This window comes from Nonomuraea sp. NPDC052265, from assembly GCF_044547985.1.
GTDB lineage: Bacteria > Actinomycetota > Actinomycetes > Streptosporangiales > Streptosporangiaceae > Nonomuraea.
On sequence record NZ_JBIUBJ010000005.1, the window covers coordinates 23,503 to 43,284 of the forward strand.

Annotated in this window: 23 protein-coding genes; 7 read left to right on the top strand and 16 right to left on the bottom strand. The window is 70.9% G+C overall.

Annotated features, from left to right (window positions below; all coding sequences use genetic code 11):
• Positions 1-61: 61 nt before the first annotated feature.
• Together ACIHAD_RS17035 and ACIHAD_RS17040 are read left to right on the top strand one after the other, a co-directional pair.
• Positions 62-1,441 carry an acetyl/propionyl/methylcrotonyl-CoA carboxylase subunit alpha gene (locus ACIHAD_RS17035; RefSeq protein WP_397355415.1) on the top strand — a complete coding sequence of 460 codons (1,380 nt, stop codon included), beginning with the start codon at positions 62-64 and terminating at the stop codon, positions 1,439-1,441.
• A 44-nt stretch (positions 1,442-1,485) separates the two neighbouring features.
• Positions 1,486-1,698: a biotin/lipoyl-binding carrier protein gene (locus tag ACIHAD_RS17040; RefSeq protein WP_397355416.1), complete on the top strand. Its 213-nt coding sequence runs from the start codon at positions 1,486-1,488 to the stop codon at positions 1,696-1,698.
• Here ACIHAD_RS17040 and ACIHAD_RS17045 read toward each other — a convergent pair.
• The gene (locus tag ACIHAD_RS17045; protein ID WP_397355417.1) at positions 1,688-2,071 is read right to left on the bottom strand and encodes a thioesterase family protein; all 384 of its coding nucleotides are present in this window, start codon (positions 2,069-2,071) and stop codon (positions 1,688-1,690) included. The two genes, ACIHAD_RS17040 and ACIHAD_RS17045, sit on opposite strands and share 11 nt — an antisense overlap.
• A gap of 239 nt (positions 2,072-2,310) precedes the next feature.
• On the opposite strand from ACIHAD_RS17045, the gene ACIHAD_RS17050 reads away from it, so the two are divergent.
• A complete protein-coding gene (locus tag ACIHAD_RS17050; RefSeq protein WP_397355418.1) occupies positions 2,311-4,074 on the top strand; it encodes a serine/threonine-protein kinase in 1,764 nt (587 codons plus the stop codon).
• Between the two features lie 4 nt (positions 4,075-4,078).
• On the opposite strand, the gene ACIHAD_RS17055 is transcribed toward ACIHAD_RS17050, so the two are convergent.
• From ACIHAD_RS17055 to ACIHAD_RS17070, 4 genes are all read right to left on the bottom strand, one after another.
• The gene (locus ACIHAD_RS17055; RefSeq protein ID WP_397355419.1) at positions 4,079-5,725 is read right to left on the bottom strand and encodes an acetolactate synthase; all 1,647 of its coding nucleotides are present in this window, start codon (positions 5,723-5,725) and stop codon (positions 4,079-4,081) included.
• A gap of 93 nt (positions 5,726-5,818) precedes the next feature.
• Positions 5,819-6,592: a DUF4097 family beta strand repeat-containing protein gene (locus ACIHAD_RS17060; RefSeq protein WP_397355420.1), complete on the bottom strand. Its 774-nt coding sequence runs from the start codon at positions 6,590-6,592 to the stop codon at positions 5,819-5,821.
• The gene (locus ACIHAD_RS17065; RefSeq protein ID WP_397355421.1) at positions 6,589-7,242 is read right to left on the bottom strand and encodes a response regulator; all 654 of its coding nucleotides are present in this window, start codon (positions 7,240-7,242) and stop codon (positions 6,589-6,591) included. Before ACIHAD_RS17065 ends, ACIHAD_RS17060 begins: the two co-directional genes overlap by 4 nt.
• Positions 7,233-8,393 (bottom strand): histidine kinase, encoded by a 1,161-nt coding sequence (locus tag ACIHAD_RS17070; RefSeq protein WP_397355422.1) that lies wholly within the window; start codon positions 8,391-8,393, stop codon positions 7,233-7,235. The genes ACIHAD_RS17065 and ACIHAD_RS17070 overlap by 10 nt, the downstream gene beginning before the upstream one ends.
• A gap of 85 nt (positions 8,394-8,478) precedes the next feature.
• Between ACIHAD_RS17070 and ACIHAD_RS17075 the strand changes: the two genes are divergently transcribed.
• Positions 8,479-8,958 carry a hypothetical protein gene (locus tag ACIHAD_RS17075; RefSeq protein WP_397355423.1) on the top strand — a complete coding sequence of 160 codons (480 nt, stop codon included), beginning with the start codon at positions 8,479-8,481 and terminating at the stop codon, positions 8,956-8,958.
• On the opposite strand, the gene bioD is transcribed toward ACIHAD_RS17075, so the two are convergent.
• Positions 8,955-9,662: a dethiobiotin synthase gene (gene bioD / locus ACIHAD_RS17080; protein ID WP_397355424.1), complete on the bottom strand. Its 708-nt coding sequence runs from the start codon at positions 9,660-9,662 to the stop codon at positions 8,955-8,957. The two genes, ACIHAD_RS17075 and bioD, sit on opposite strands and share 4 nt — an antisense overlap.
• A gap of 35 nt (positions 9,663-9,697) precedes the next feature.
• Positions 9,698-10,417, bottom strand: a complete 720-nt coding sequence (locus ACIHAD_RS17085) for a GntR family transcriptional regulator (RefSeq protein ID WP_397355425.1) — start codon at positions 10,415-10,417, stop codon at positions 9,698-9,700.
• A 461-nt stretch (positions 10,418-10,878) separates the two neighbouring features.
• Here ACIHAD_RS17085 and ACIHAD_RS17090 point away from each other — a divergent pair, with 461 nt between their 5' ends.
• Positions 10,879-12,348: a histidine kinase N-terminal domain-containing protein gene (locus ACIHAD_RS17090; protein WP_397355426.1), complete on the top strand. Its 1,470-nt coding sequence runs from the start codon at positions 10,879-10,881 to the stop codon at positions 12,346-12,348.
• 151 nt (positions 12,349-12,499) lie between these two features.
• On the opposite strand, the gene ACIHAD_RS17095 is transcribed toward ACIHAD_RS17090, so the two are convergent.
• Both ACIHAD_RS17095 and ACIHAD_RS17100 read right to left on the bottom strand, forming a co-directional pair.
• Entirely contained in the window at positions 12,500-12,754 is a 255-nt protein-coding gene (locus ACIHAD_RS17095; protein ID WP_113705541.1) for a WhiB family transcriptional regulator, read from the bottom strand.
• 276 nt (positions 12,755-13,030) lie between these two features.
• Positions 13,031-13,996 carry a diacylglycerol/lipid kinase family protein gene (locus ACIHAD_RS17100; RefSeq protein WP_397355427.1) on the bottom strand — a complete coding sequence of 322 codons (966 nt, stop codon included), beginning with the start codon at positions 13,994-13,996 and terminating at the stop codon, positions 13,031-13,033.
• 89 nt (positions 13,997-14,085) lie between these two features.
• Here ACIHAD_RS17100 and ACIHAD_RS17105 point away from each other — a divergent pair, with 89 nt between their 5' ends.
• Positions 14,086-14,469: a hypothetical protein gene (locus ACIHAD_RS17105; protein ID WP_397355428.1), complete on the top strand. Its 384-nt coding sequence runs from the start codon at positions 14,086-14,088 to the stop codon at positions 14,467-14,469.
• Here ACIHAD_RS17105 and ACIHAD_RS17110 read toward each other — a convergent pair.
• The 3 genes from ACIHAD_RS17110 to sodN form a co-directional block, all read right to left on the bottom strand.
• Positions 14,466-15,245 (bottom strand): RNA polymerase sigma factor SigF, encoded by a 780-nt coding sequence (locus ACIHAD_RS17110; protein WP_352352343.1) that lies wholly within the window; start codon positions 15,243-15,245, stop codon positions 14,466-14,468. The genes ACIHAD_RS17105 and ACIHAD_RS17110 overlap by 4 nt on opposite strands.
• A gap of 17 nt (positions 15,246-15,262) precedes the next feature.
• Positions 15,263-15,688, bottom strand: a complete 426-nt coding sequence (locus ACIHAD_RS17115) for an anti-sigma factor (RefSeq protein ID WP_352352342.1) — start codon at positions 15,686-15,688, stop codon at positions 15,263-15,265.
• 127 nt (positions 15,689-15,815) lie between these two features.
• Entirely contained in the window at positions 15,816-16,217 is a 402-nt protein-coding gene (sodN, locus tag ACIHAD_RS17120; protein ID WP_352331376.1) for a superoxide dismutase, Ni, read from the bottom strand.
• A 17-nt stretch (positions 16,218-16,234) separates the two neighbouring features.
• Here sodN and ACIHAD_RS17125 point away from each other — a divergent pair, with 17 nt between their 5' ends.
• The gene (locus tag ACIHAD_RS17125) at positions 16,235-16,600 is read left to right on the top strand and encodes a S24 family peptidase (protein ID WP_397355430.1); all 366 of its coding nucleotides are present in this window, start codon (positions 16,235-16,237) and stop codon (positions 16,598-16,600) included.
• A 28-nt stretch (positions 16,601-16,628) separates the two neighbouring features.
• Here the strand turns inward: ACIHAD_RS17125 and ACIHAD_RS17130 are convergent, their stop codons facing one another.
• From ACIHAD_RS17130 to ACIHAD_RS17145, 4 genes are read right to left on the bottom strand one after another with little or no spacing between them, the layout of a single operon-like run.
• Positions 16,629-17,057: a CGNR zinc finger domain-containing protein gene (locus ACIHAD_RS17130; protein WP_397355431.1), complete on the bottom strand. Its 429-nt coding sequence runs from the start codon at positions 17,055-17,057 to the stop codon at positions 16,629-16,631.
• A 55-nt stretch (positions 17,058-17,112) separates the two neighbouring features.
• Positions 17,113-17,856, bottom strand: coding sequence for an amino acid ABC transporter ATP-binding protein (locus tag ACIHAD_RS17135; RefSeq protein ID WP_397355432.1), 744 nt, complete (start codon positions 17,854-17,856; stop codon positions 17,113-17,115).
• The gene (locus tag ACIHAD_RS17140; protein ID WP_397355433.1) at positions 17,853-18,680 is read right to left on the bottom strand and encodes an amino acid ABC transporter permease; all 828 of its coding nucleotides are present in this window, start codon (positions 18,678-18,680) and stop codon (positions 17,853-17,855) included. Before ACIHAD_RS17140 ends, ACIHAD_RS17135 begins: the two co-directional genes overlap by 4 nt.
• Before the next feature lie 3 nt (positions 18,681-18,683).
• Complete coding sequence (locus tag ACIHAD_RS17145) at positions 18,684-19,544, bottom strand: ABC transporter substrate-binding protein (protein ID WP_397355434.1); 861 nt, start codon at positions 19,542-19,544, stop codon at positions 18,684-18,686.
• Positions 19,545-19,782: the final 238 nt, after the last annotated feature.

A 19,782-nucleotide genomic window follows, 5' to 3' on the forward strand; every position in this document is an offset into this window, starting at 1 on the left:
CTGCTGATCGGTACTCCCGGGGGAAAGGGGACGAGCCGACGGCGGTCATAGGGTTGTCCGCGTGATTGCTGAGACGCTCGGGCCCGTTCTGATCGCCAACCGCGGGGAGATCGCGCGGCGGATCATCCGTACGGTCAGGCGGATGGGGCTGCGTGCCGTCGCCGTCCATTCCGAGGCCGACGCCGGGCTGCCGTTCGTGCGCGAGGCCGACGAGGCGGTGCTGATCGGCCCGGCCGACCCCGCGCAGAGCTATCTCGACCCCGCCAGGGTGCTGGAGGCGGCCCGCGCCACGGGAGCGAAGGCGGTTCATCCCGGTTACGGCTTCCTGTCGGAGAACGCCGCGTTCGCGCGGGCGGTGATCGAGGCCGGGCTGGTGTGGATCGGGCCGTCGCCGGAGTCCATCGACCGTATGGGCGACAAGATCAACGCCAGGAACCTCATGGAGGAGGCGGGCGTGCCCGTCGCCGCGGGCACCAGGGAACCGGTCACCGACCTGGTCGCCGCGCTCGACGCGGCCGAGCTGATCGGCTACCCGGTCATGGTCAAGACCGCCGGCGGCGGTGGCGGGATCGGCATGAGCGTGGCCCGCGACGACGCCGGGCTGGCCAAGGCGTTCGAGCAGGCGGCCAGGGCGGCGGCCAGGTTCGCCGCGGCGGCCGCGGCGGGCGGCGCGGGGGACGCGCTGGCCGGGCCCGCGGTCCTGCTGGAGCGCTACGTCGAACGCGCCCGCCACGTCGAGGTGCAGATCCTCGGCCTGCCCGACGGCCGGGTGCTGGCCCTGGGCGAGCGCGACTGCTCGGTGCAGCGCCGCCACCAGAAGGTCGTCGAGGAGTCGCCGTCCCCCGGCATCGGCCCCGAGCTGCGCGAACGCATGCTGGCCGCGGCCGTGCGGGCCGGCGAGGCCGTCGGCTACGTCGGCGCGGGCACGGTCGAGTGCCTGGTCGACGCCGACGCCCAGGACTTCGTGTTCCTGGAGATGAACACCAGGCTCCAGGTCGAGCACCCGGTCACGGAGCTGGTCACCGGCCTCGACCTGGTGGAGTTGCAGCTCCGCGTGGCCGCGGGGGAGAGCCCGGAGGTCACGGTGGCGCCCGCCGGGCACGCGATCGAGTTCCGGGTCTACGCCGAGGACCCCAAACGCTTCCTCCCCGGGCCCGGCCGGATCACCACCTGGGACGAGCCGACCGGCGACGGCGTCCGCGTCGACTCCGGCTACGAGCCGGGCAACACGGTGACCATGTTCTACGACCCGCTGATGGCCAAGCTGTGCGTGGTCGGGGCCGACCGTACCGAGGCGCTGGAGCTGGGCCGCAAGGCGGTCGCGGAGTTCACGGTCGAGGGGCCGAAGAGCAATCTGCCCTTCTGCGCCGAGCTGCTGGAGAACCCGGCATTCGTCGCGGGAGACTACGACACAGGACTGGTCGGGCGAATGCGGGCTTGACCCGGTTGACACATAGTTGGTGGCGTCGGAAGAGGGGAGCCCTGGTGGGCGAGGTACGCGCCGAGATGGTGGCGAACGTGTGGAAGGTGGTCGTCCGGGAGGGCGAGGTGGTCTCCGAGGGCGACACGCTGGTCATCCTTGAGTCGATGAAGATGGAGATCCCCGTGCTCGCCGAGGACGGGGGCGTGGTGTCCCAGCTTCAGGTGGCCGAGGGCGACGTGATCCAGGAGGGCGACCTGATCGCCGTCATCGACTAGCGCGGGCCAGGAACCTGGCGCGGTCGACGACCACTCGCTCGACCGTGCCCCTGCCCACGACCGCGCCCTGCGGGTCGCGGGCCTCGAAGGCGAAGACCAGCCGCCGGCCGTCCACCTCGGTGAGCTCGGCGGTGAGCTGCACGTGGGCGCCGACGGGGCTGGCGGCCAGGTGTTCGAGCTCGATCCGGGTGCCGACCGACGTCTCGCCCTCGGCCAGGTGGGCACGCACGGCATCGACGGTGGCCCGTTCGGCCAGCGCGAGCAGCCTGGGCGTGGCCAGCACGGGCACGTCGCCGCTGCCGGCCTTCTCCGCCGTGTCGGATCTCTCGACCATGGTGAGCAGTTGGGCGCGGAGTCCAGGTGAGAGCGTCATGAGGAGCAGCCTACCCAGGGCGGCTCTGATCTCCAGGAAACGCGGACAACAACGCCTATAAGGCTCCAGGATAGGGTTTGTACGGCTTGCGGCATATGAGTGGCATATGGGACTCCTGAGACCGGTACACTCTCGGAGTTTCCGTGACCACTGTGTTACCTCACCGCGACAAAAGTTCGCTTGGTTGAAGAACCGCGGGGTGGGCGAGGTTACCGATGTAGGGGGGTAGCGGGGGAGTCATGGTGGCCCAAGGCACGACGCTGGCGGGGCGGTATCGGCTGGATACCCGCATCGGCGCCGGCGGCATGGGCGAGGTGTGGCGAGGCGAGGACATCGTGCTCGCCCGCACCGTCGCCGTCAAGGTGCTGCTCCCAGGCCGCATGGATGACCGCGGATTCGTCGCCCGCTTCCAGGGGGAAGCCAGGGCGATGGCCACGATCAACCATTCCGGCGTGGTCGACGTCTACGACTACGGGGTGAGCGGCGACACCGTCTACCTCGTGATGAAGTTCGTGGACGGGGAGCCGCTCGACCGGCTGCTGGCCCGGCTCGGCCGGATCCCGCCACAGGCGGCCATGGAACTCATCGCGCAGGCCGCCTCGGCCTTGCAGGCGGTGCACGACCAGGGGATCGTGCACCGCGACGTCAAACCGGGCAACCTGCTGGTGCAGCGCGACGGCACGCTGGTGCTCACCGACTTCGGCATCGCCCGTTCCGACCTGGCCAACCGGCTGACCGACGCCGGCATGGTGCTGGGCACGGCCGCCTACTGCGCGCCCGAGCAGGCCGAGGGCGCGCCCGTCACGCCGGCCGTGGACATCTACGCGCTCGGCGTGGTCGCCTACGAATGCCTGCTGGGGCAGCGGCCGTTCGACGGTGACAGCGCGGTCACGATCGCGCTCAAGCACATCCGGGAGGCGCCGCCGCCGCTGCCCGCCGACATCCCGGCGCCGATCAGGGCGCTGGTGGAGGTGGCGCTGTCGAAGGACCCCGCCAGGCGGTTCCCGACGGCGAAGGCGATGAGCGAGGCGGCCCGCGCGGCCGGGTCGGGCCAGGCGATCACGCCGGTGGCCGAGATCGCGCCGCCGGCCACGGGCGCCACGATGGCCCCGCCGCCCGAGTCGTACCAGACCGGTGCCTACCAGGCGGGCCAGTCCCAGCAGACGGGCGCCTACCAGCAGGGCCAGTCCCAGCAGACGGGCGCCTACCAGCAGGGGCAGCCCCAGACCGGCGCCTACCAGCAGGGGCAGCCGCTCGCCTACCAGGGCGGGCAGCCGCCGTCCGGGGGTGGCGCGTTCCAGACGGGGACGCACCTGCCGGCCTCGTCGGAGGAGACCACGGCCGCCGTCGGCGAGCGCCGCCCGGGGGGCCGCCGCGCCGCCAAGGCGCCGCGCAGGACCGGCCTGGTCGTCGGGCTCACGGCCGCGGTGGTGCTCGGCGTGGGCGCCGGCGCGGTGGCGCTGACGGGCATGGTCCCCGGCACGCCGACGCCGACCTCGACCATCACCAACGAGGGCAACAGCGACGACGGCCCCACGCCGGCGAAGTCCGGCCCCAAGAAGGGCGTCAAACCCACGGCGACGCCTGCCACGAAGCCGCCCCTGCCGCCCACCACCAGGCCGCCCACGCACCCTCCGAGCGAGGAGCCGACGGAGACCGAGGAGCCGACGACCACGCCCACCACCACCCCGACCACCACGAAGGAGCCGACCAAGACGCCGACGAGCACGCCGACGCCGACGGTCAAGAAGATCAAGGTGCCTCAGGTCGCCGGGCTGTCCTTCCTCAAGGGACAGGAGATGGTCGAGGCGGCGGGGCTGCAGGTCCACGTCCGCGACTCGTCCGTGACCACCGACGACCCCGCCTGCCGCAGGATCACCAAGACGGTCCCGGCCGGCGGCACGGTGGTCCCGGAGACGAAGGTGATCACGCTCTACGTCATCGACGGCATCTGCACGACGCCGACGCCGTCGCCGACCCCCACGGCCACGCCCAAGTCGTAGGGGGTCAGATCCCCGTCGTGTTGCGGGGATAGGCGACCTGCGGGTCGGTGGCGATGTTCACCATGTACGGGATGCCGGAGTCGAACGCCCTGCACAGCGCCGGCCCGATCTCCGACGGCTTGGTGACCAGCTCGCCGCCGCCGCCCAGTGCCGTCACGACCTGGTCGTAGCGGCACTGCGGCTGGAGGTCGGCGGCCACGTCGTAGCCGTACAGCATTTGCATGGGGTGCTTCTCCAGGCCCCACATGCCGTTGTTGCCGCAGATCATGACGACCGGCAGCCGGTGGCGTACGAGGGTGTCGACGTCCATCAGGGAGAAGCCGGCGGCGCCGTCGCCGAGCAGGAGCACGACCTGCGAGGACGGACGGGCCAGCCGGGCGGCGATGGAGTAGCCGAGCCCGGTGCCGAGGCACCCGTACGGGCCCGGGTCGAGCCAGTTGCCCGGCTGCCTGGGCTCGACGTACTTGCCGGCGTAGGAGACGAAGTCGCCGCCGTCGCCGATCACCACGGCATCGTCGGCCAGGACCTTGCCCAGCTCGCCGTAGATGCGCATGGGGTGGATCGGGTCGGTGTCGGCGGCCAGCAGCTCGGCGTCGTCCTCGATCGCCGCGGCGGCGGCGTCGGCCAGCGTGGACAGCCAGGAGGCGTACGAGCCGGGCTTGACCCCGGCGTCGCCGCAGGCCGCGCCGAGGCTCCACAGCACCACCGACAGGTCGCCCGCGGCCTTGGCGGCGGGCTGCATGTGGGTGGCGAGCTGCGAGGGCGCGTCGGCGATGTGCACGACGCGGGCCAGGGGCGCGCCGTCCTTGCCGCCGAACCAGCCGTAGCCGAGCCGGAAGTCGAGCGGGGTGCCGATCACGATGACCAGGTCGGCCTGGGAGAAGGCCAGGCCGCGGGCGCGGGTGGCCAGCAGCTCGTGCCCGGCGGGCAGGATGCCGCGGCCCTGGCCGTTGGGGATGACCGGCAGCCGCCAGGTCTCGGCGAAGTCGCGGGCGGCCTCCTCGGCCCGGTCCATCCACACGTCGGAGCCGTAGACCAGCACCGGACGCTCGGCCTCGGCCAGCAGCCGGGCGATGGCGGCCAGGTCGTCGGGGTCGGGCTCCAGCGGCGAGGGTGACTGCGTGTGCACCTCGTGGGCGGGCGAGGGGGCGAACAGGTGGTCCATGTAGAAGTCGAGGAAGACCGGGCCGCGTTGGGGCGCGACGGCGGTGCGGAAGGCCGACTCGACGTCCTGGCCGATCGAGTCGGCGCCGGAGGCGGTGAACGACAGCTTGGTGATCGGGCCGAGCAGCGGCGGATGGTCCATCTCCTGGAGGGCGCCGCTGCCCCAGCGCGACTGGGGGGCGCGGCCGCCCATGACGACCACCGGCGAGCCGTTGAAGTGCGCGGTCGCGATGCCGCTGACGCCGTTGGTGATGCCCGGCCCGGCGGTCAGCACGGCCAGGCCGGGCTTCCTGGTCAGCCGGGCCGTCGCCTCGGCGGCGAAGACCGCGCTCTGCTCGTGGCGTACGTCGAGGATGCGCATGCCCTCGTGCACCGCGCCGTCGTACAGCGGGAAGACGTGGCCTCCCGAGAGCGTGAACATGGTCTCGACGCCATAGGCCTTGGACACGGCGACGGCGACGTCACCGGCGTGCTTCGCAGACTCCATGCCGGGAACTTACCAACCAGTGATAAGAGTAAACAGATCTTAAGGCTTGCGTCCGGCCGCGTTGTGGGCCGACTGTGGGCCGGACGGTCTCCGCTATCCGCAGCAGACGCGGACCGAGCCCAGCGGCGCCCGCGCCTCGATCTTCCTGGGCGCGCCCTTCACCGCGTCGACCTCAACCTCGGTGCGGCGGCCCTCGGTCGTCACGTCGTAGGTCTCCGGCGGCAGCCGCAGCTCGACGTCGCCGGTGGCCCGCGCGACGGCCCTGACCGCGAGCGGCGGGTTGGCGAAGTCGAGCCGTACGTCGCCCGAGCCGGTCTCGACGTCGGCCTGGCCGCCGAGCATCGCGTCGCCGAAGACGGACCCGGAACCGGACCTGGCCCAGACCTCGCCGGTGACCCCCTCGGCCCGCACGTTCCCCGACACGGTCGTCAGCCGCACGGCGCCGACCACGCTGTGGACCCCGAGGTCGCCGACGGTCGTCCGGGCTGCGACCCCGGTCTCGAAGGGCACCAGCAGCGTGTAGTCCGCCCGGCACACCGGACCGTCCGGCCGGGGGGCGGTTCCGCACCGGATGTCCAGCCGCAGCGTGTCGCCGTTCCAGTCCTCGATGATCACCGGCCGGTCGATCGAGGTCCAGTTCACGGACCGGGAGATCGTCAGCTCTCCCGCGGGGCCCGGCACGATCTCGACGTTCACCTCGCCGCTGCCCGTGGTGACCTTCAGCGTGTCCAGCGCGAACGGGACCGTCCTGGCCCGTGTCTCCTGCGGCGCGGTGGCGCGGGCGAACCCGTTCCAGACCAGCAGGACGGACAGCAGCAGGGCGGCGACCGTCGCCACGGCGCCCGCCGTCAGCCAGATGGTCCTCACGGCATGCTCCTGATCTTGAAGAACTGCAGGACGGCGAGGACCCGGCGGTGATCGCCCTCGGCCGGGGGCAGGTCGAGCTTGGTGAAGATGTTGCCGATGTGCTTGCCCACGGCCCCCTCGCTGAGCACGAGCGCCTGGCCGATCCCGGCGTTCGAGCGGCCCTCGGCCATGAGCTTGAGCACCTCGTGCTCGCGTGGCGTCAGGCGTTCCAGCGGGTCGCTGTCGCCGCGCAGCAGGAGCTGGGCGACGACCTCCGGGTCGAGGGCGGTGCCGCCGCCGGCGACCCTGCGCAGGGCGTCGATGAACTCGGCCACGTCGGCCACCCGGTCCTTCAGCAGGTAGCCGACGCCGCCGGTCGCCGTGGCCAGCAGGCGGGCGGCGTAGCGCTCCTCGACGTACTGGGAGAGCACCAGCACGGCCAGGCCGGGATGCTGGCGGCGCAGCACGAGAGCGGCGCGCAGCCCCTCGTCGGTGTGCGTGGGCGGCATCCGCACGTCGGTGATCACCAGCTCCGGCCGGTGCTCCTCGACGGCCCGCAACAGGCCCTCGGCCTCGTCCACGGCCGCCACCACCCGCAGGCCGGACGCGTCGAGCAGCCTGATCAGCCCCTCGCGCAGCAGGACGGAGTCCTCGGCCAGAACTACTCGCACGGCAGGTCCACCTCGATCGTGGTCGGCCCGCCGAGCGGGCTGGACAGGCGCAGCGTCCCGTCCACGGAGTCGATGCGCTGGGCCAGGCCGCGCAGCCCGGTGCCGCCGTCGAGCCGGGCGCCGCCGCAGCCGTCGTCGTGGACCAGCACGTGCAGGCGGTCGCGCTCGCGCCGGGCCGTCACCTCGGCCTTGGTCGCGGCGGAGTGTTTGGCGATGTTGGTCAGTGCTTCGGACACGATGAAGAAGGCCACCGCCTCGATGGTCGGGGAGACGCGCCGGTCGATGTCGACGCGCAGGCGTACGGGCAGCGGGGCGCGGGCCGCGACCCCGGAGAGCGCCGCGTCGAGCCCCTGGTCGTTGAGCACGGCCGGATGCAGGCCCCGGACGAAGTCGCGCAGCTCCTTGAGCGCCTGCTTGGCCTCCTCATGGGCCCGTTCGATCGCCTCGCGGGCGGGCTCGGGCAGGTCGGTGAGGGTGGCCCTGGCCAGGCCGAGGTTCATGGCGAGCGAGACCAGGCGCTGCTGGGCGCCGTCGTGCAGGTCGCGCTCGATCCTGCGGCGCTCGGCGTCGGCGGCGTCGATCACGCCGGCCCGGCTCTCGGTCAGCGTCTCGATGCGCTGCCCCAGCTCGGTACGGCTGGGCCCGAGCAGCGTACGCGCCACCGACAGGTCGAGCGCCGCCATGCCCCTGGCCAGGACCGGCGCGAGCAGCAGTAGCGCCAGGCCGGTCCCCATGGAGATCCCCACGATGACCGGATCGCGCAGATCGACCAGGAACACCAGCGGCGGCGCCTGCACCCGCGGCGGCACGAACGACAGCAGCCCCACCACGGCCCCGCCCCATGCCAGCGCGACGAGGACGGCCGCCGCCGTGCCCACGAACGGCGACAGCAGGTGGTAGGTGATCTGCCGCCAGGTGGTCGCCCTGCGCCAGCCGACCGGCCCCACCGGCGGCGGGATGCGCACGTCGAGGAAGGCCGCGAACCTGGACCGCTGCACCCGGGTGAACGCCGGGACGCCGCGCCGCAGCACCGGCGGGGCCACGGCCAGCAGCAGCGTGAGCCCGCCGAGCACCATGGCGACCGGCAGCCCGATCATCACGTGGGACGTGTCGAGCCAGGCACGTGCCGACCAGGGACGGGGGACTTTCATGCATCAAAGGTATTGATCGACCAGACCGCCGCGAAATGGGTCTGGTGTGCCGGTGGACGGTAGAGCTAACCCCACCCTCGAACAATTGCCGCACACAGAACATCTCACTCCAAACTCCGTCAAGCTGCCGCTCCAGCTCGACCCGTGCCTGTCGCACCACCGGCGGGACGGCGGCCGCCTGGAGACGCGCGCCGTGCTCTACTCCAGCGAGGACGAGATGAAGTACGAGCAGCTCGTGGTCTACAAGGACGTCCGGCACGCCAAGGCCGCCATGCGCATCCTGCGCGCGGACCTCAGGCGCTGCGCCGACGTCGGCAAGGGCGTCAACCGTCACCGCTACTTCACCCAGCCCCTGGACGTGCGCGACGACGGCCTGCGCGCCGGCGGCCGCTTCTTCGACAGCGGCGAGCACGCGGTCGCGGTCAGGCGCGGCGCGGCCCTCTACATCGTCGGCGAGTCGGCCCGGCCGACCAGGAGCCTGCCGCTCAAGGGCTTCAAGGGGCTGATCGGCCAGGCGCGCGAGATGACCGTCAAGGTCTGCCGCCTCCCCGAGGCCGCCTGCTAGAGCGCCCCCACCCGCCGTTTGAAGGCGGCCGGGTCGAACGAACCGCCCAGCGTGGCGCCCAGCCCCTCGCGCGCCAGCTGAGCGAACGCCTCGCGGCCGAGTCTCCCGGCTCCATCGGGCAGCACTCCGGCCAGCGGCCGCGCGGCCAGCATCTCCAGATCGGCGACGTTGCTCCGCTCGACGATCCCGGCCTCCTCCGGCCAGCGCCCGATCACCACGCCCGCCAGGTCGAGCCCCCGGTGCGCCAGGGCCTCCAGGGTCAGCGCGGTGTGGTTGAGCGCCCCGACGCCGGCACCCGCGACCACGAGCACCTGCGCGCCCACCAGCCGGGCCAGGTCGGCGATCGTCGCGCCGTCCTCGTCGAACCGCACCAGCAGCCCGCCCGTCCCCTCGACGACGACCAGCCGGTTGCTCTCGGCCAGCTCCTCGACGAACCGGGCGGCGGTCGTCAGCGACACCGGCGGCACCCCGGCGACCCGCGCGGCGGCGGCCGGCGAGAGCGGTTCGGCGAAACGCCCCAGCTCGAACGTGGTGCTCACCCCGGACAGCCGCATCACCTCGTCGAGGTCGTGGCCGTCGCCGGTCTGCGCCGGCTTCACCACGGCGACGGACGCCCCCCGCTCCCTGGCCAGGGCGGCCACCGCGGCCGACACGACGGTCTTGCCCACGCCGAAGTCGGTGCCGGACACGACGAGAACGCTCATCGTCCCAGCCTAGAAGCCGCCGCGCGCCGTCCCGGTCAGGGACGCCGCAGGCGCGTGACGAACTTGTACCGGTCGCCGCGGTAGAGGGACTGTGCCCACTCCACCGGGTTGCCGTCGGCGTCGAAGGCGTGGCGGGTCAGCAGGAGCATCGGCAGGCCCACGTCCACGCCCAGGGCCTTGGCGTCGTAGGGGGTGGCGAGCACGGTCTCGATGATCTCCTCGGCGTCCGTGAGCCGTACGTTGTAGGCGTTGTGCAGCGTCTCGTACAGGGAGGCGTGCACCTCGAGCTCGCGTCGCAGGCGGGGGAAGCGCCGCGCGGACAGATGGGTGGTGTCGATCGAGACGGGCTCGCCGTTGGCCAGCCGGAGCCGGTGGATGCGCAGCACCCGGCCGCCGGGGTTGATGGCCAGCCGCCGCGCCAGCGCCTCGTCGGCGGTGATGTAGCCGATCTCCAGGATCTTCGTGTCCGGCTCCAGGCCCGCCGTGCGCAGGTCGCCGATGTAGGAGGTGAGCTGGAGCACCTGCGCCACCTTCGGCTGGGCCACGAACGTGCCCTTGCCCTGGATGCGCAGCAGCCTGCCCTCGACGACCAGCTCGGTCAGCGCCTGGCGGACGGTGGTGCGCGAGGTCTCGAACCGCACCGCCAGCGTGCGCTCGGGAGGCAGGGCGGTGCCCGCGGACAGACTCTTGGTGAGCTCCAGAAGACTGCGCTTCACGTCGTAGTACTTGGGAACGCGGGGGCCGTCGTCGGTCACGCTCTCACCTTCACTTCTGGCACGGCGGTGAGGGCGTGTCTGATCACCGCGAGATCATCGGAACTCATATCGGCCCGAGCGGTCAACCACCTGAAAAGACGGCATATCCGCACGGAGCACGCACACCGCCAAGTACGCGCGAATCCGGGCAGCTCAGACTGATTGTGAAGGATATCCACAGCAGCGTGCGCGATCGCAACCGAGGCCGGTGTCAGGCCCGCGTCATCGAGGAGCCACCCGCCCGTGTCGATCACCTCCGGCATGCCCGTGAAGTCCCGTCATGGGGATCGAGCGATCCCGCCGTGTGACGGTTCTCACACTATGAGATTCCCCGAAAGTCACGCCGGGTGCACGGTGGCGCACCCGTGCCCGCCGCGCGGAGTCCTTCCCCGGCCAGGAGCTGCGCATTCGATCAGGGGGTCGGTTTGGCTGTTGGCGGCCGAAGCACGCATGATGCACTCGTGCCGACTCTCAGCGACCTCGTCGCCCGCCACACCGCACTCGACGAGGCGGACCTCGACTGGCTGCACTCGCTGGTCTCCGACTGGCAGCTGCTGGCCGACCTGTCCTTCGCCGACCTCATCCTGTGGGCGCCGCTGCTCGGTGAGAACGGCTGGATCGCCATCGCCCAGATGCGCCCCACCACCGGCCCCACCGTCTACCACGACGACATCGTCGGCAGCGTGGCCGCCAAGGGCGAGCGCCACCTCATCGACACGGCCTGGAACGAGCGCCGCATCTGCCGGGAGGGCGACCCCGACTGGTCCACGGGGGTCCCGGTCCGCGAGGAGACGATCCCGGTGCGCCGGGCGGTCGACAACGGCGAGGGCCGCTTCCTGGGCGTGATCCAGCGCTCCACGAACCTCTCCTCGGCCCGCACCCCGTCCCGGCTTGAGCTGACCTATCTCCAGAGCGCGTCCGACCTGGCGCAGATGGTCGCCGAGGGGCGCTTCCCGTTCTCGGGGGAGGAGCCGATCCTGGTCCGCTCGCCCCGCGTCGGCGACGGCCTGCTGCGGCTCGACCGGGCCGGGCGGGTCACGTACGCCTCGCCCAACGCCCTGTCGGCCTACCGGCGGCTGGGCCTGCACGCCGACCTGGTGGGCGCCGAGCTGGGCCGGGTGACGGCGACGCTGTGCTACTCCGACGAGCCGATCAACGAAGACCTGATGATCGTGGCCAGCGGGCGCGCGGCCAAGGAGACCGAGGTCGAGTCGGGCGGCACGATCGTGCAGCTCAGGGCCATCCCGCTGATCGTCGGCGGCGGCCGCATCGGCGCGCTCGTCCTCATCAGGGACGTCACCGAGTTGCGGCGGCGCGAGCGCGAGCTGATGACCAAGGACGCCACGATCCGCGAGATCCACCACCGCGTCAAGAACAACCTTCAGACCGTCGCCGCGCTGCTGCGGCTCCAGGCGCGGCGCCTTCAGGTGCCCGAGGGCCGCGAGGCGCTGGAGGAGGCCGTACGCCGCGTCGGCTCGATCGCCATCGTGCACGAGACGCTGTCGCACGCGCCGGAGGAGTTCGTCGACTTCGACGAGATCGCCGACCGGGTGATCGCGATGGCGGGCGAGGTGTCGGCGGCCGAGGCGGCGGTCACGCCCCGCCGGGTGGGCGCGTTCGGCGTGCTGCCCTCGCTCATCGCCACGCCACTGGCCATGGCGCTGACCGAGCTGCTGCAGAACGCGTTGCAGCACGGGCGTCCCAAGCGGATGGAGGTGCTGGTCGAGCCCGCCCCCGACCGGCTGAACGTCACCGTCTGGGACGACGGGCGGGGCCTTCCGGCGGACTTCGATCTCGACAAGTCCACCAGTCTGGGGCTGCAGATCGTCCGCACGCTGGTGGAGGGGGAGCTGTCGGGCAGGCTCACGATCGAGCCCCGCGAGGGGGGCGGCACGCACGTCGGGTTGTCGATCCCGCTGCCGTCCGGGTGAGGTTGCGCCGGTCCGGGCGGCCGCCTTAGGAGCGGTGCGCCCGGTCCGTACGAGCCTGGCCGCCGCGTACGCGACGCGACGGGGTCTTGGCGGAAACGTCGATCACGCCAAGCTGGGCGGCTCCTGCGGGGAGGAACAGGGTCAGACGGGGTCAGGCGGAGGCGCGGGCGCGCGCGCGGGCGGTGCGGCGCTTGAGGGCGCGGCGCTCGTCCTCGCTCAGACCGCCCCAGACGCCGGCGTCCTGTCCGGACTCCAGCGCCCACTTCAGGCAGGCGTCGACGGCCGGGCAGGACCGGCAGACCTGCTTGGCCTCTTCGATCTGCATCAGGGCGGGGCCGGTGTTGCCGATCGGGAAGAACAGCTCGGGGTCCACGTCACGGCAGGCAGCTCGGTGGCGCCAGTCCATGCGTCCACTCCTTAGTAGATGGAACCTGTGGTCGGCTCCGTGCGGCTACTACTTTGTGAAGAGTTTCACTAACTCGCGCGAACAATTACCCGAATCCAGGTGTTGGACCGGGGGTGTCCGCCTGACAGCTCGGAGGGCCTTGGGGTTGTTAAAGGTCCTACGTTCCGACGTCAGTGTTGAGCCTTCCAGCCACGCAGAGTGCACGCAAGAGGGTTGGGGCGAAGTTTTAGCGGTTATGGATGTCGGATGCGTCACACAATGACCGAATGTAACCGGCTAGACCAGAACTTGTAACGCGTTCGGGGTAGACCGGAACGTTACGGATTCGCGTTCGCCCAGGTAGTCCCCGTCCAGCTGGAAGGCCACGGGACGGTCGGCGGTGAGGGTGAACTCGGCCTCGTCGTGCAGCTGGACCAGGTGCTTGCCGGACGGGACGGCGTCACTCTCCGTGAGGATCTGCCGGATCAGCCCGGCGATCTGGACGGGCCCCATCCTCCTCAGCCCGAGCAGGTCGAGCCCGGTCTCGAAGCTGGCCCACGGCGTCGGCGTCACCGGCTTGGCCCCCAGGTACGTCCACGGCGAGGTGTTGGAGATGATCGCCATGAACACGCCCTCGGCCGCCGGGATGCCGGGCCCGGTCAGGGTCATCGGAGCGTGCCGCTTGTCCGTGGCCAGATAGTGCCGCAGAGCGGTGTTCACGTACCGGGCCGGAGTGGCCTTCCTGCCCGTGCCCCGCAGGCCCTCCACGGCCCGCACGACCTCGGCGTCGTACCCCATGCCCGCGCAGAACGTGAAATACCGGCTGTGCCCCTCCCAGAGCGCCTGCCCCAGGCCCACGGTCCGGCGCCGGCCCTCCCGCAGCGCCTCCAGGACCGCGCCGGTGGCCTCGATCGGCTCGTTCGGCAGGCCGAGGGAGCGGGCGAACACGTTCGCGCTGCCGCCGGGGATCACGATGAGGTGGGGACGGCCGGAGCTGGGGTTCTCGGCCGGCGGGGTGTCGTGGCTGTTGACCGGGTTGAGCAGGCCGTTGACGGTCTCGTTGATCGTGCCGTCGCCGCCGAGCACCGCGACCACGTCGAACCCCTTGGCCCGGGCCGTGGCCGCCAGCGTCGCGGCGTGCCCCCGGTAGCCGGTCTCCTCCACCGACAGCTCCACGGCCGCGCCGAGCGCGCGGATCAACACGTCTCTCGTGCGGGCGTTGGTGGTGGTGGCCTTGGGATTGACCAGCAACATTGCGCGCATATCGCCAGCGTAGTCGCTGATCGCCGGCCGGTTCGGGGTGGGGGAACATCCCCGGCGGGACCGGACCCTGGGGCGGATAGGGTTTGGCTGTGTCGAAGCGTCCGTGGAGTTTGCTCGCCGCCGCCGTCGTCGTGGCCCTGGAGGGGCTCATCGCCGTCGGGCTCGGGATCTACGTCGCGGTGGAGACGGTGGTGAGCACGCCCGACAGTCTCAGCACGGCCATCGCGGAGTCGGCCTTCGGGCTGCTGATCGGGGCCGGGCTGCTCTGGGTCGCCTGGGGCGGCCTGCTCAGGGCGGAGCGGTGGGGGAGGTCGCCCGGCGTGCTGGCGCAGATCTTCCTGCTGCCCGTCGGGGGCACGCTCATCCAGTCAGGTCAGCCGCTGATCGGCGTTCCGCTGATCGTGCTGGCCCTGACCGGGCTGGCGGCGCTGTTCGCGCCTCCCACCACCCATGCGCTCTACGGGGACGGTTAGTCCTCCGCGGTCAGCCCCTCGCGCAACTGGGCGAGGGTACGGGCCAGCAACCGGGACACGTGCATCTGCGAGATGCCGAGCTCGGTCGCGATCTGCGACTGCGTCATGTTCCCGAAGAACCGCAGCAGCAGGATGCGCTTCTCGCGCGGCGGCAGCCGTTCGAGCAGCGGCTTGAGCGACTCGCGGTATTCGACGCCCTCCAGCGACTCGTCCACGATGCCCAGCGAGTCGGACACCGCGGGGGCGTCGTCGTCGCCGGAGTCGGGCGCGTCGAGGGACACCGTGGAGTAGGCGTTGGCCGACTCCAGGCCCTCCAGCACCTCCTCCTCGGTCATCTTGAGGTAGGCGGCCAGCTCGGCGACCGTGGGCGCGCGGCCCTCGCGCTGCGACAGGTCGCTGATCGCCTTCGTCAGCGAGAGCTTCAGCTCCTGCAGCCGGCGCGGCACCCGGACCGCCCAGCCCTTGTCACGGAAGTGCCGCTTGATCTCGCCGACGATGGTGGGCGTGGCGTAGGTGGAGAACTCGACCCCGCGCTTGAGATCGAACCGGTCGATCGACTTGATCAGGCCGATCGTGGCGACCTGGGTGAGGTCGTCGAGCCACTCGCCGCGGTTGCGGAAGCGGCGGGCCAGGTATTCGACCAGAGGAAGGTGAAGCTCGACCAGCTCATCCCTGATGCGCTGGCGGCGCGGTTCCTCGGGACCCAGCTCGGCCAGCTCGGCGAAGAGCAAGCGGGCGCGAACCCTGTCGGGCACGGCGTGTTCGCTGGTGGCCATGGCTCCAGTCCTTTCCGTCACGCCGGCCTCGCTGCGCCTCGGCGCTTACGCAGGACGATCGCCATGCGGTCGGGGGAGTCGGTCACGGCGTCGACGTCGTCGGCCAGGGCGGTCAGCACCATCCAGGCGAAGTCGTCGCGCTTGGGGGCGGAGCTGCCTACCGTGGCCACCTCGACGCTGACCTTCATCACGTCGCCGGTCAGCTCGAACTCGGCGGTCAGGTCGGTGCCCGGGACCGCCTCGCTCAGCAACATGGCACACGCCTCGTCGACCGCGATGCGCAGATCTTCGATCTCGTCCAGGGTGAAGTCAAGCCGGGCGGCCAGGCCGGCGGTAGCCGTACGCAGCACAGACAGGTAAGCACTCGCGGCAGGGAGCCTGATGCTCACCACGTCGCGGATGCCGGCCACGCCCTCCGCACGCGTCTCGGTTTCCTCGGTCACGTTCCTCCTCGCGTTTCCGACGCCAACTGCAACTTACCGCTCCGGGGAGGTGCTTGGCGGATTCAGACTCGCCATCAACGGAAAAGGCTCTGTGCGGTGTGGACCACACAGAGCCTTTTGTGCCGATTTAGGCGGCCTTGGTCTCCCAGAAGATCTTGGAGATCTCGTCGATCTTGGCCAGGAGCTCGTCGGCCTTGCCGCCGTCGACGGTTCCCTTGGCGGCCGCGGCGCCCGCCAGCTTGGTGGCCTCCCAGAAGAGCTGGTGAAGCTGGGGGTACTGCTCCAGGTGCGGCGGCTTGAAGTAGTCGGTCCAGAGCACCCACAGGTGGTGCTTGACCAGCTCGGCGCGCTGCTCCTTGATGATGAGCGCGCGGGTACGGAAGACCGGGTCGTCGCTGGCCTCGTACTTCTCCATGATCGCCTTGACCGACTCGGCCTCGATCCGGGCCTGGGCGGGGTCGTAGACACCGCAGGGCAGGTCGCAGTGGGCGGAAGCGACATGCTTGGGTCGTAGCAGTCGTGCGAGCATCAGAAAGTCCTTCCTTGATGCTGAATCAGCTTGGTCCACAACCGACCTTACTCGGGTCCCAACGCCTGTGGAGTAGGGGGTCTCCGCCCATGAGAGTGCGTGTCGAGGGCGATTCGATGCGTCCCGCGCTGGTCCCCGGCGACTGGCTCCTGGTCCGCCGGGGAGCCGCCGTCCGTCCGGGGGACCTCGTCGTGGCCAGGCTGCCGGGCGATCCCGATCAGCTCATCGTGAAACGTGCCCAGTGGCACGGCGAGGGGGGCTGGTGGCTGGAGAGCGACAACCAGCGCGCCGGCGGGCGCCGCGACAGCTGGGACTTCGGGCCGGTCGAGGAGATCGTCGGGCGCGTCGTGCTGCGCTACTGGCCGCTGATGCGCCGCGGATGACCCCTCGGCCGGCCCCACGACCGGCCCCTCAGCCCTCCTGGGCGCTCCTGCGGCGCCGGTAGGCCGCCACGTTGGCGCGCGTGGCGCAGCGGGGGGAGCAGTAGCGGCGGGAGCGGTTGGAGGAGGTGTCGAGGAAGGCGCGGGCGCAGCGCGGCTCGTGGCAGCGGCCCAGGCGGTCGGCGCCCACCTCGGCGACGACGGCGGCCAGGCCCATCACCGCGCTGGCGGCGGAGTCCTCGGCCAGGTGGAGGTGCCAGCCCTGGCCGTCGTGGTCCGACAGCCGCGGGTGCACCGGGTAGCGCACGAGCAGGGCGTTGAGGCGCTCGGCCACCGCGCGCGCGTCGCCTGCGACGTCGAACACCGCGGCGAGCTCGGCGCGCAGGCCGGTCAGCTCCGGGGGCGGGGCGGGATCGTTGATCAGGCGGACCGCCCACTCTGCGTAAGAGGTCAGGTCCATGCGGGAGTATTACACGAGTCGCCGGGCCCCCGGCACCTCCGGGGGCCCGGACCGCTCACTCCTCCGGGTGCAGCACCCGGTGCAGGAACGCGCGGGTGCGCTCGTGCCGCGGGTCGCCGATCACCTGGGCGGGGTCGCCGTCCTCGACGACGACGCCGCCGTCCATGAAGACCACCCGGTCGGCCACCTGGCGGGCGAAGCCCATCTCATGGGTGACCACGAGCATGGTCATGCCCTCCTCGGCCAGCTTGCGCATGACCGTGAGCACGTCGCCGACCAGCTCGGGGTCGAGCGCCGAGGTGGGCTCGTCGAACAGCATCAGGTCGGGGTTCATGGCCAGCGCCCTGGCGATGGCCACCCGCTGCTGCTGCCCGCCGGAGAGCTGGGTGGGGTAGGAGTCGCACTTGGCGCCGACGCCCACCTTCTCCAGGTTCTCCCGGGCCACGACCTCGGCCTCCCGCCTGCCGCGCTTCAGCACGCGCTGCTGCGCGATCATGACGTTCTCCAGCGCGGTCATGTGCGGGAACAGGTTGAACTGCTGGAAGACCATCCCGATGCGGCGTCGTACGTCGTCGATGTCCACGTCGGGGTCGGTCACCTCCACGCCCTGCACGTACACCTTGCCCTTGGTGGGCTCCTCCAGCAGGTTCACGCAGCGCAGCAGCGTGGACTTGCCCGAGCCGGACGGCCCGATGACGCACACCACCTGCCCGGGCTCGACCGTCATGTCGATGCCCTTGAGCACCTGGTTCCCGCCGAAGTACTTGTGCAGGCCTCTTAGCTCGATGGCGTGCGTCATTGGCTCCTCCGCTTACGCCCCTCAAGCCGGGACGCGAGGTAACCCAGCGGGATCGTGACGATCAGGTACGTCACGCCGGCGACCATGATGGGCGTGGCGTTGGCGTACTGGGAGGCCAGGTCGTTGCCGAACTTGGCCAGCTCGACGTACTCGCCGGAGACGCCCAGGAACAGCACCAGCGAGGAGTCCTTGAGCAGGGACACGAACTGGTTGGTCGTCGGCGGGATCACCATGCGGATGGCCTGCGGGATGACCACCGTCACCTGTGCCCGGGTCGCGGACATGCCCAGCGACCTGGCGGCCTCCGTCTGGCCCTTGGGGACCGCCTGCAGGCCCGCCCGGAAGACCTCCGCCTGGTAGGCGGCGCCGACCAGGCCGAGGCCCAGGATGCCCTGTCCGTACGTGCCGAACGGCACCTGGAACCCGGGCAGCGCCAGCGGCAGGAAGGTGATCATCAGGAAGATCAGCAGCGCCGGCAGGCCGCGGAAGATCTCGATGTAGACGACCGCGATCCACCGGTACGGCCGCACCTGCGACAACCGCATGAGCGCGAGCAGCAGACCGGCCACGAACGAGACGACGAAACCGCCCACCGTGTAGATGATCGTGTTGCGCAGCGCGATCGTGAACAGGTCGGGCAGCGCCTGCTTGGCGACGTCGGCCTTGGTGAAGTTCTGCGCGAGGCTGGCCCAGTCCGCGTACAGGACCACGGCGACGAGCGCGGCGGCCAGCACGACGTACTGGACCGCACGCGTGATCCGCTGTTTCTTCCGAGGGCTGAGCCCGGCCCGGCCAGGCTCAGCGGTCTTCGGCTGGTCGGCCATGGATCAGCCCAGCTCGCCGGGCTTCTTGCCGAACCACTTCACGTAGATCTTCTCGTAGGTGCCGTCCTGCTTGGACTTGGTGATCTCTTCGTTGATCGTCTTGAGCAGGGTCGGGTCGGCGCCCTTCTTCAGGCCGATGCCGTACTGCTCGCCGGTGTCCAGGCTGGCGACCAGCTCGAACTTCTCGGCGATCTCGGGCTTCTTCAGCCAGGTCAGCACCACGGGGAGGTCCTGGACGACCACGTCGGCCTGCCCGGCCTGCAGCGCCAGCAGCTCCTTGGCCGAGTCGGCGTACTCGGTGGGGTTGAAGCCCTGCTTCTTGACGTAGTCGAGGCCGGTCGTGCTGGCCTGCGCGCCCAGCTTGAGGTTCTTGGCCTTGACGTCCTCCAGCGACTTCGCGCCCGTGCCCTTCTTGGCCAGCAGCGCCTGGGTGGCGTCGAAGTAGGGCTCGGAGAAGTCGATGTTCTGCTTGCGCTCGTCGGTGATCGTCATGCCGGCGGCGGCCACGTCGCACTTGCCCGCGGCCATGGCGGCACCGCTCTTGATCACCGCGAAGTCGATGTCCACGATGTTCTGGGTCACGCCCAGTTTCTTCGCGGCGAGGTCGACGATGTCCACGTCGAAGCCGACGATCTTGCCGCTGTCGTCCTTGAACTGGAACGGCTCGTACGGGATGTTCGTGCAGACCGTGAGCTTGCCGGGCTGGACGAGCTTCACGCCGCCGGCCGCGGAGGCGCTCGCGCCAGTCGTGCTGCCGGAGGAGGAGCCTCCGGTGTCGCTGCCACACGCGCTGAGGGCGAGAGCGGCGGTCAGAGCGAGCGCGCCGACAGCGTAGCCACGGCGGCCCTGGGGGCTGAGGGCCATGTACGGCCTCCTCGAAAGAGTTATGCCACGTAACTTGCGTTTTGTGCAGTTTAAATGGGGTTTAGCAGCGGTCCGTCATCCAGCGTTTAACGATGCGTCAACGGAACGGCGTCGGCTCCGACACCATCGACCATCTCACCATGTGGCACTATGGGGAGACGGGTGACCCCCGTAACCCCTCAGAGACGACCGACGAGGGGAGCCCGGCAGCTACCGAAGCCGGCCCACTCGCGCTCGT

What these genes read in the sequence shown, in the direction of transcription:
- ACIHAD_RS17130 (WP_397355431.1), bottom strand. Translation starts at nt 17,057, where the DNA reads ATGGACCTGACCTCTTACGCAGAGTGGGCGGTCCGCCTGATCAACGAT.
- ACIHAD_RS17110 (WP_352352343.1), bottom strand. Translation starts at nt 15,245, where the DNA reads ATGGCCACCAGCGAACACGCCGTGCCCGACAGGGTTCGCGCCCGCTTG.
- sodN (WP_352331376.1), bottom strand. Translation starts at nt 16,217, where the DNA reads ATGCTCGCACGACTGCTACGACCCAAGCATGTCGCTTCCGCCCACTGC.
- ACIHAD_RS17100 (WP_397355427.1), bottom strand. Translation starts at nt 13,996, where the DNA reads ATGCGCGCAATGTTGCTGGTCAATCCCAAGGCCACCACCACCAACGCC.
- ACIHAD_RS17145 (WP_397355434.1), bottom strand. Translation starts at nt 19,544, where the DNA reads ATGGCCCTCAGCCCCCAGGGCCGCCGTGGCTACGCTGTCGGCGCGCTC.
- ACIHAD_RS17140 (WP_397355433.1), bottom strand. Translation starts at nt 18,680, where the DNA reads ATGGCCGACCAGCCGAAGACCGCTGAGCCTGGCCGGGCCGGGCTCAGC.
- ACIHAD_RS17125 (WP_397355430.1), top strand. Translation starts at nt 16,235, where the DNA reads ATGCTGAATCAGCTTGGTCCACAACCGACCTTACTCGGGTCCCAACGC.
- ACIHAD_RS17135 (WP_397355432.1), bottom strand. Translation starts at nt 17,856, where the DNA reads ATGACGCACGCCATCGAGCTAAGAGGCCTGCACAAGTACTTCGGCGGG.
- ACIHAD_RS17045 (WP_397355417.1), bottom strand. Translation starts at nt 2,071, where the DNA reads ATGACGCTCTCACCTGGACTCCGCGCCCAACTGCTCACCATGGTCGAG.
- ACIHAD_RS17095 (WP_113705541.1), bottom strand. Translation starts at nt 12,754, where the DNA reads ATGGACTGGCGCCACCGAGCTGCCTGCCGTGACGTGGACCCCGAGCTG.
- bioD (WP_397355424.1), bottom strand. Translation starts at nt 9,662, where the DNA reads ATGAGCGTTCTCGTCGTGTCCGGCACCGACTTCGGCGTGGGCAAGACC.
- ACIHAD_RS17055 (WP_397355419.1), bottom strand. Translation starts at nt 5,725, where the DNA reads ATGGAGTCTGCGAAGCACGCCGGTGACGTCGCCGTCGCCGTGTCCAAG.
- ACIHAD_RS17050 (WP_397355418.1), top strand. Translation starts at nt 2,311, where the DNA reads ATGGTGGCCCAAGGCACGACGCTGGCGGGGCGGTATCGGCTGGATACC.
- ACIHAD_RS17070 (WP_397355422.1), bottom strand. Translation starts at nt 8,393, where the DNA reads ATGAAAGTCCCCCGTCCCTGGTCGGCACGTGCCTGGCTCGACACGTCC.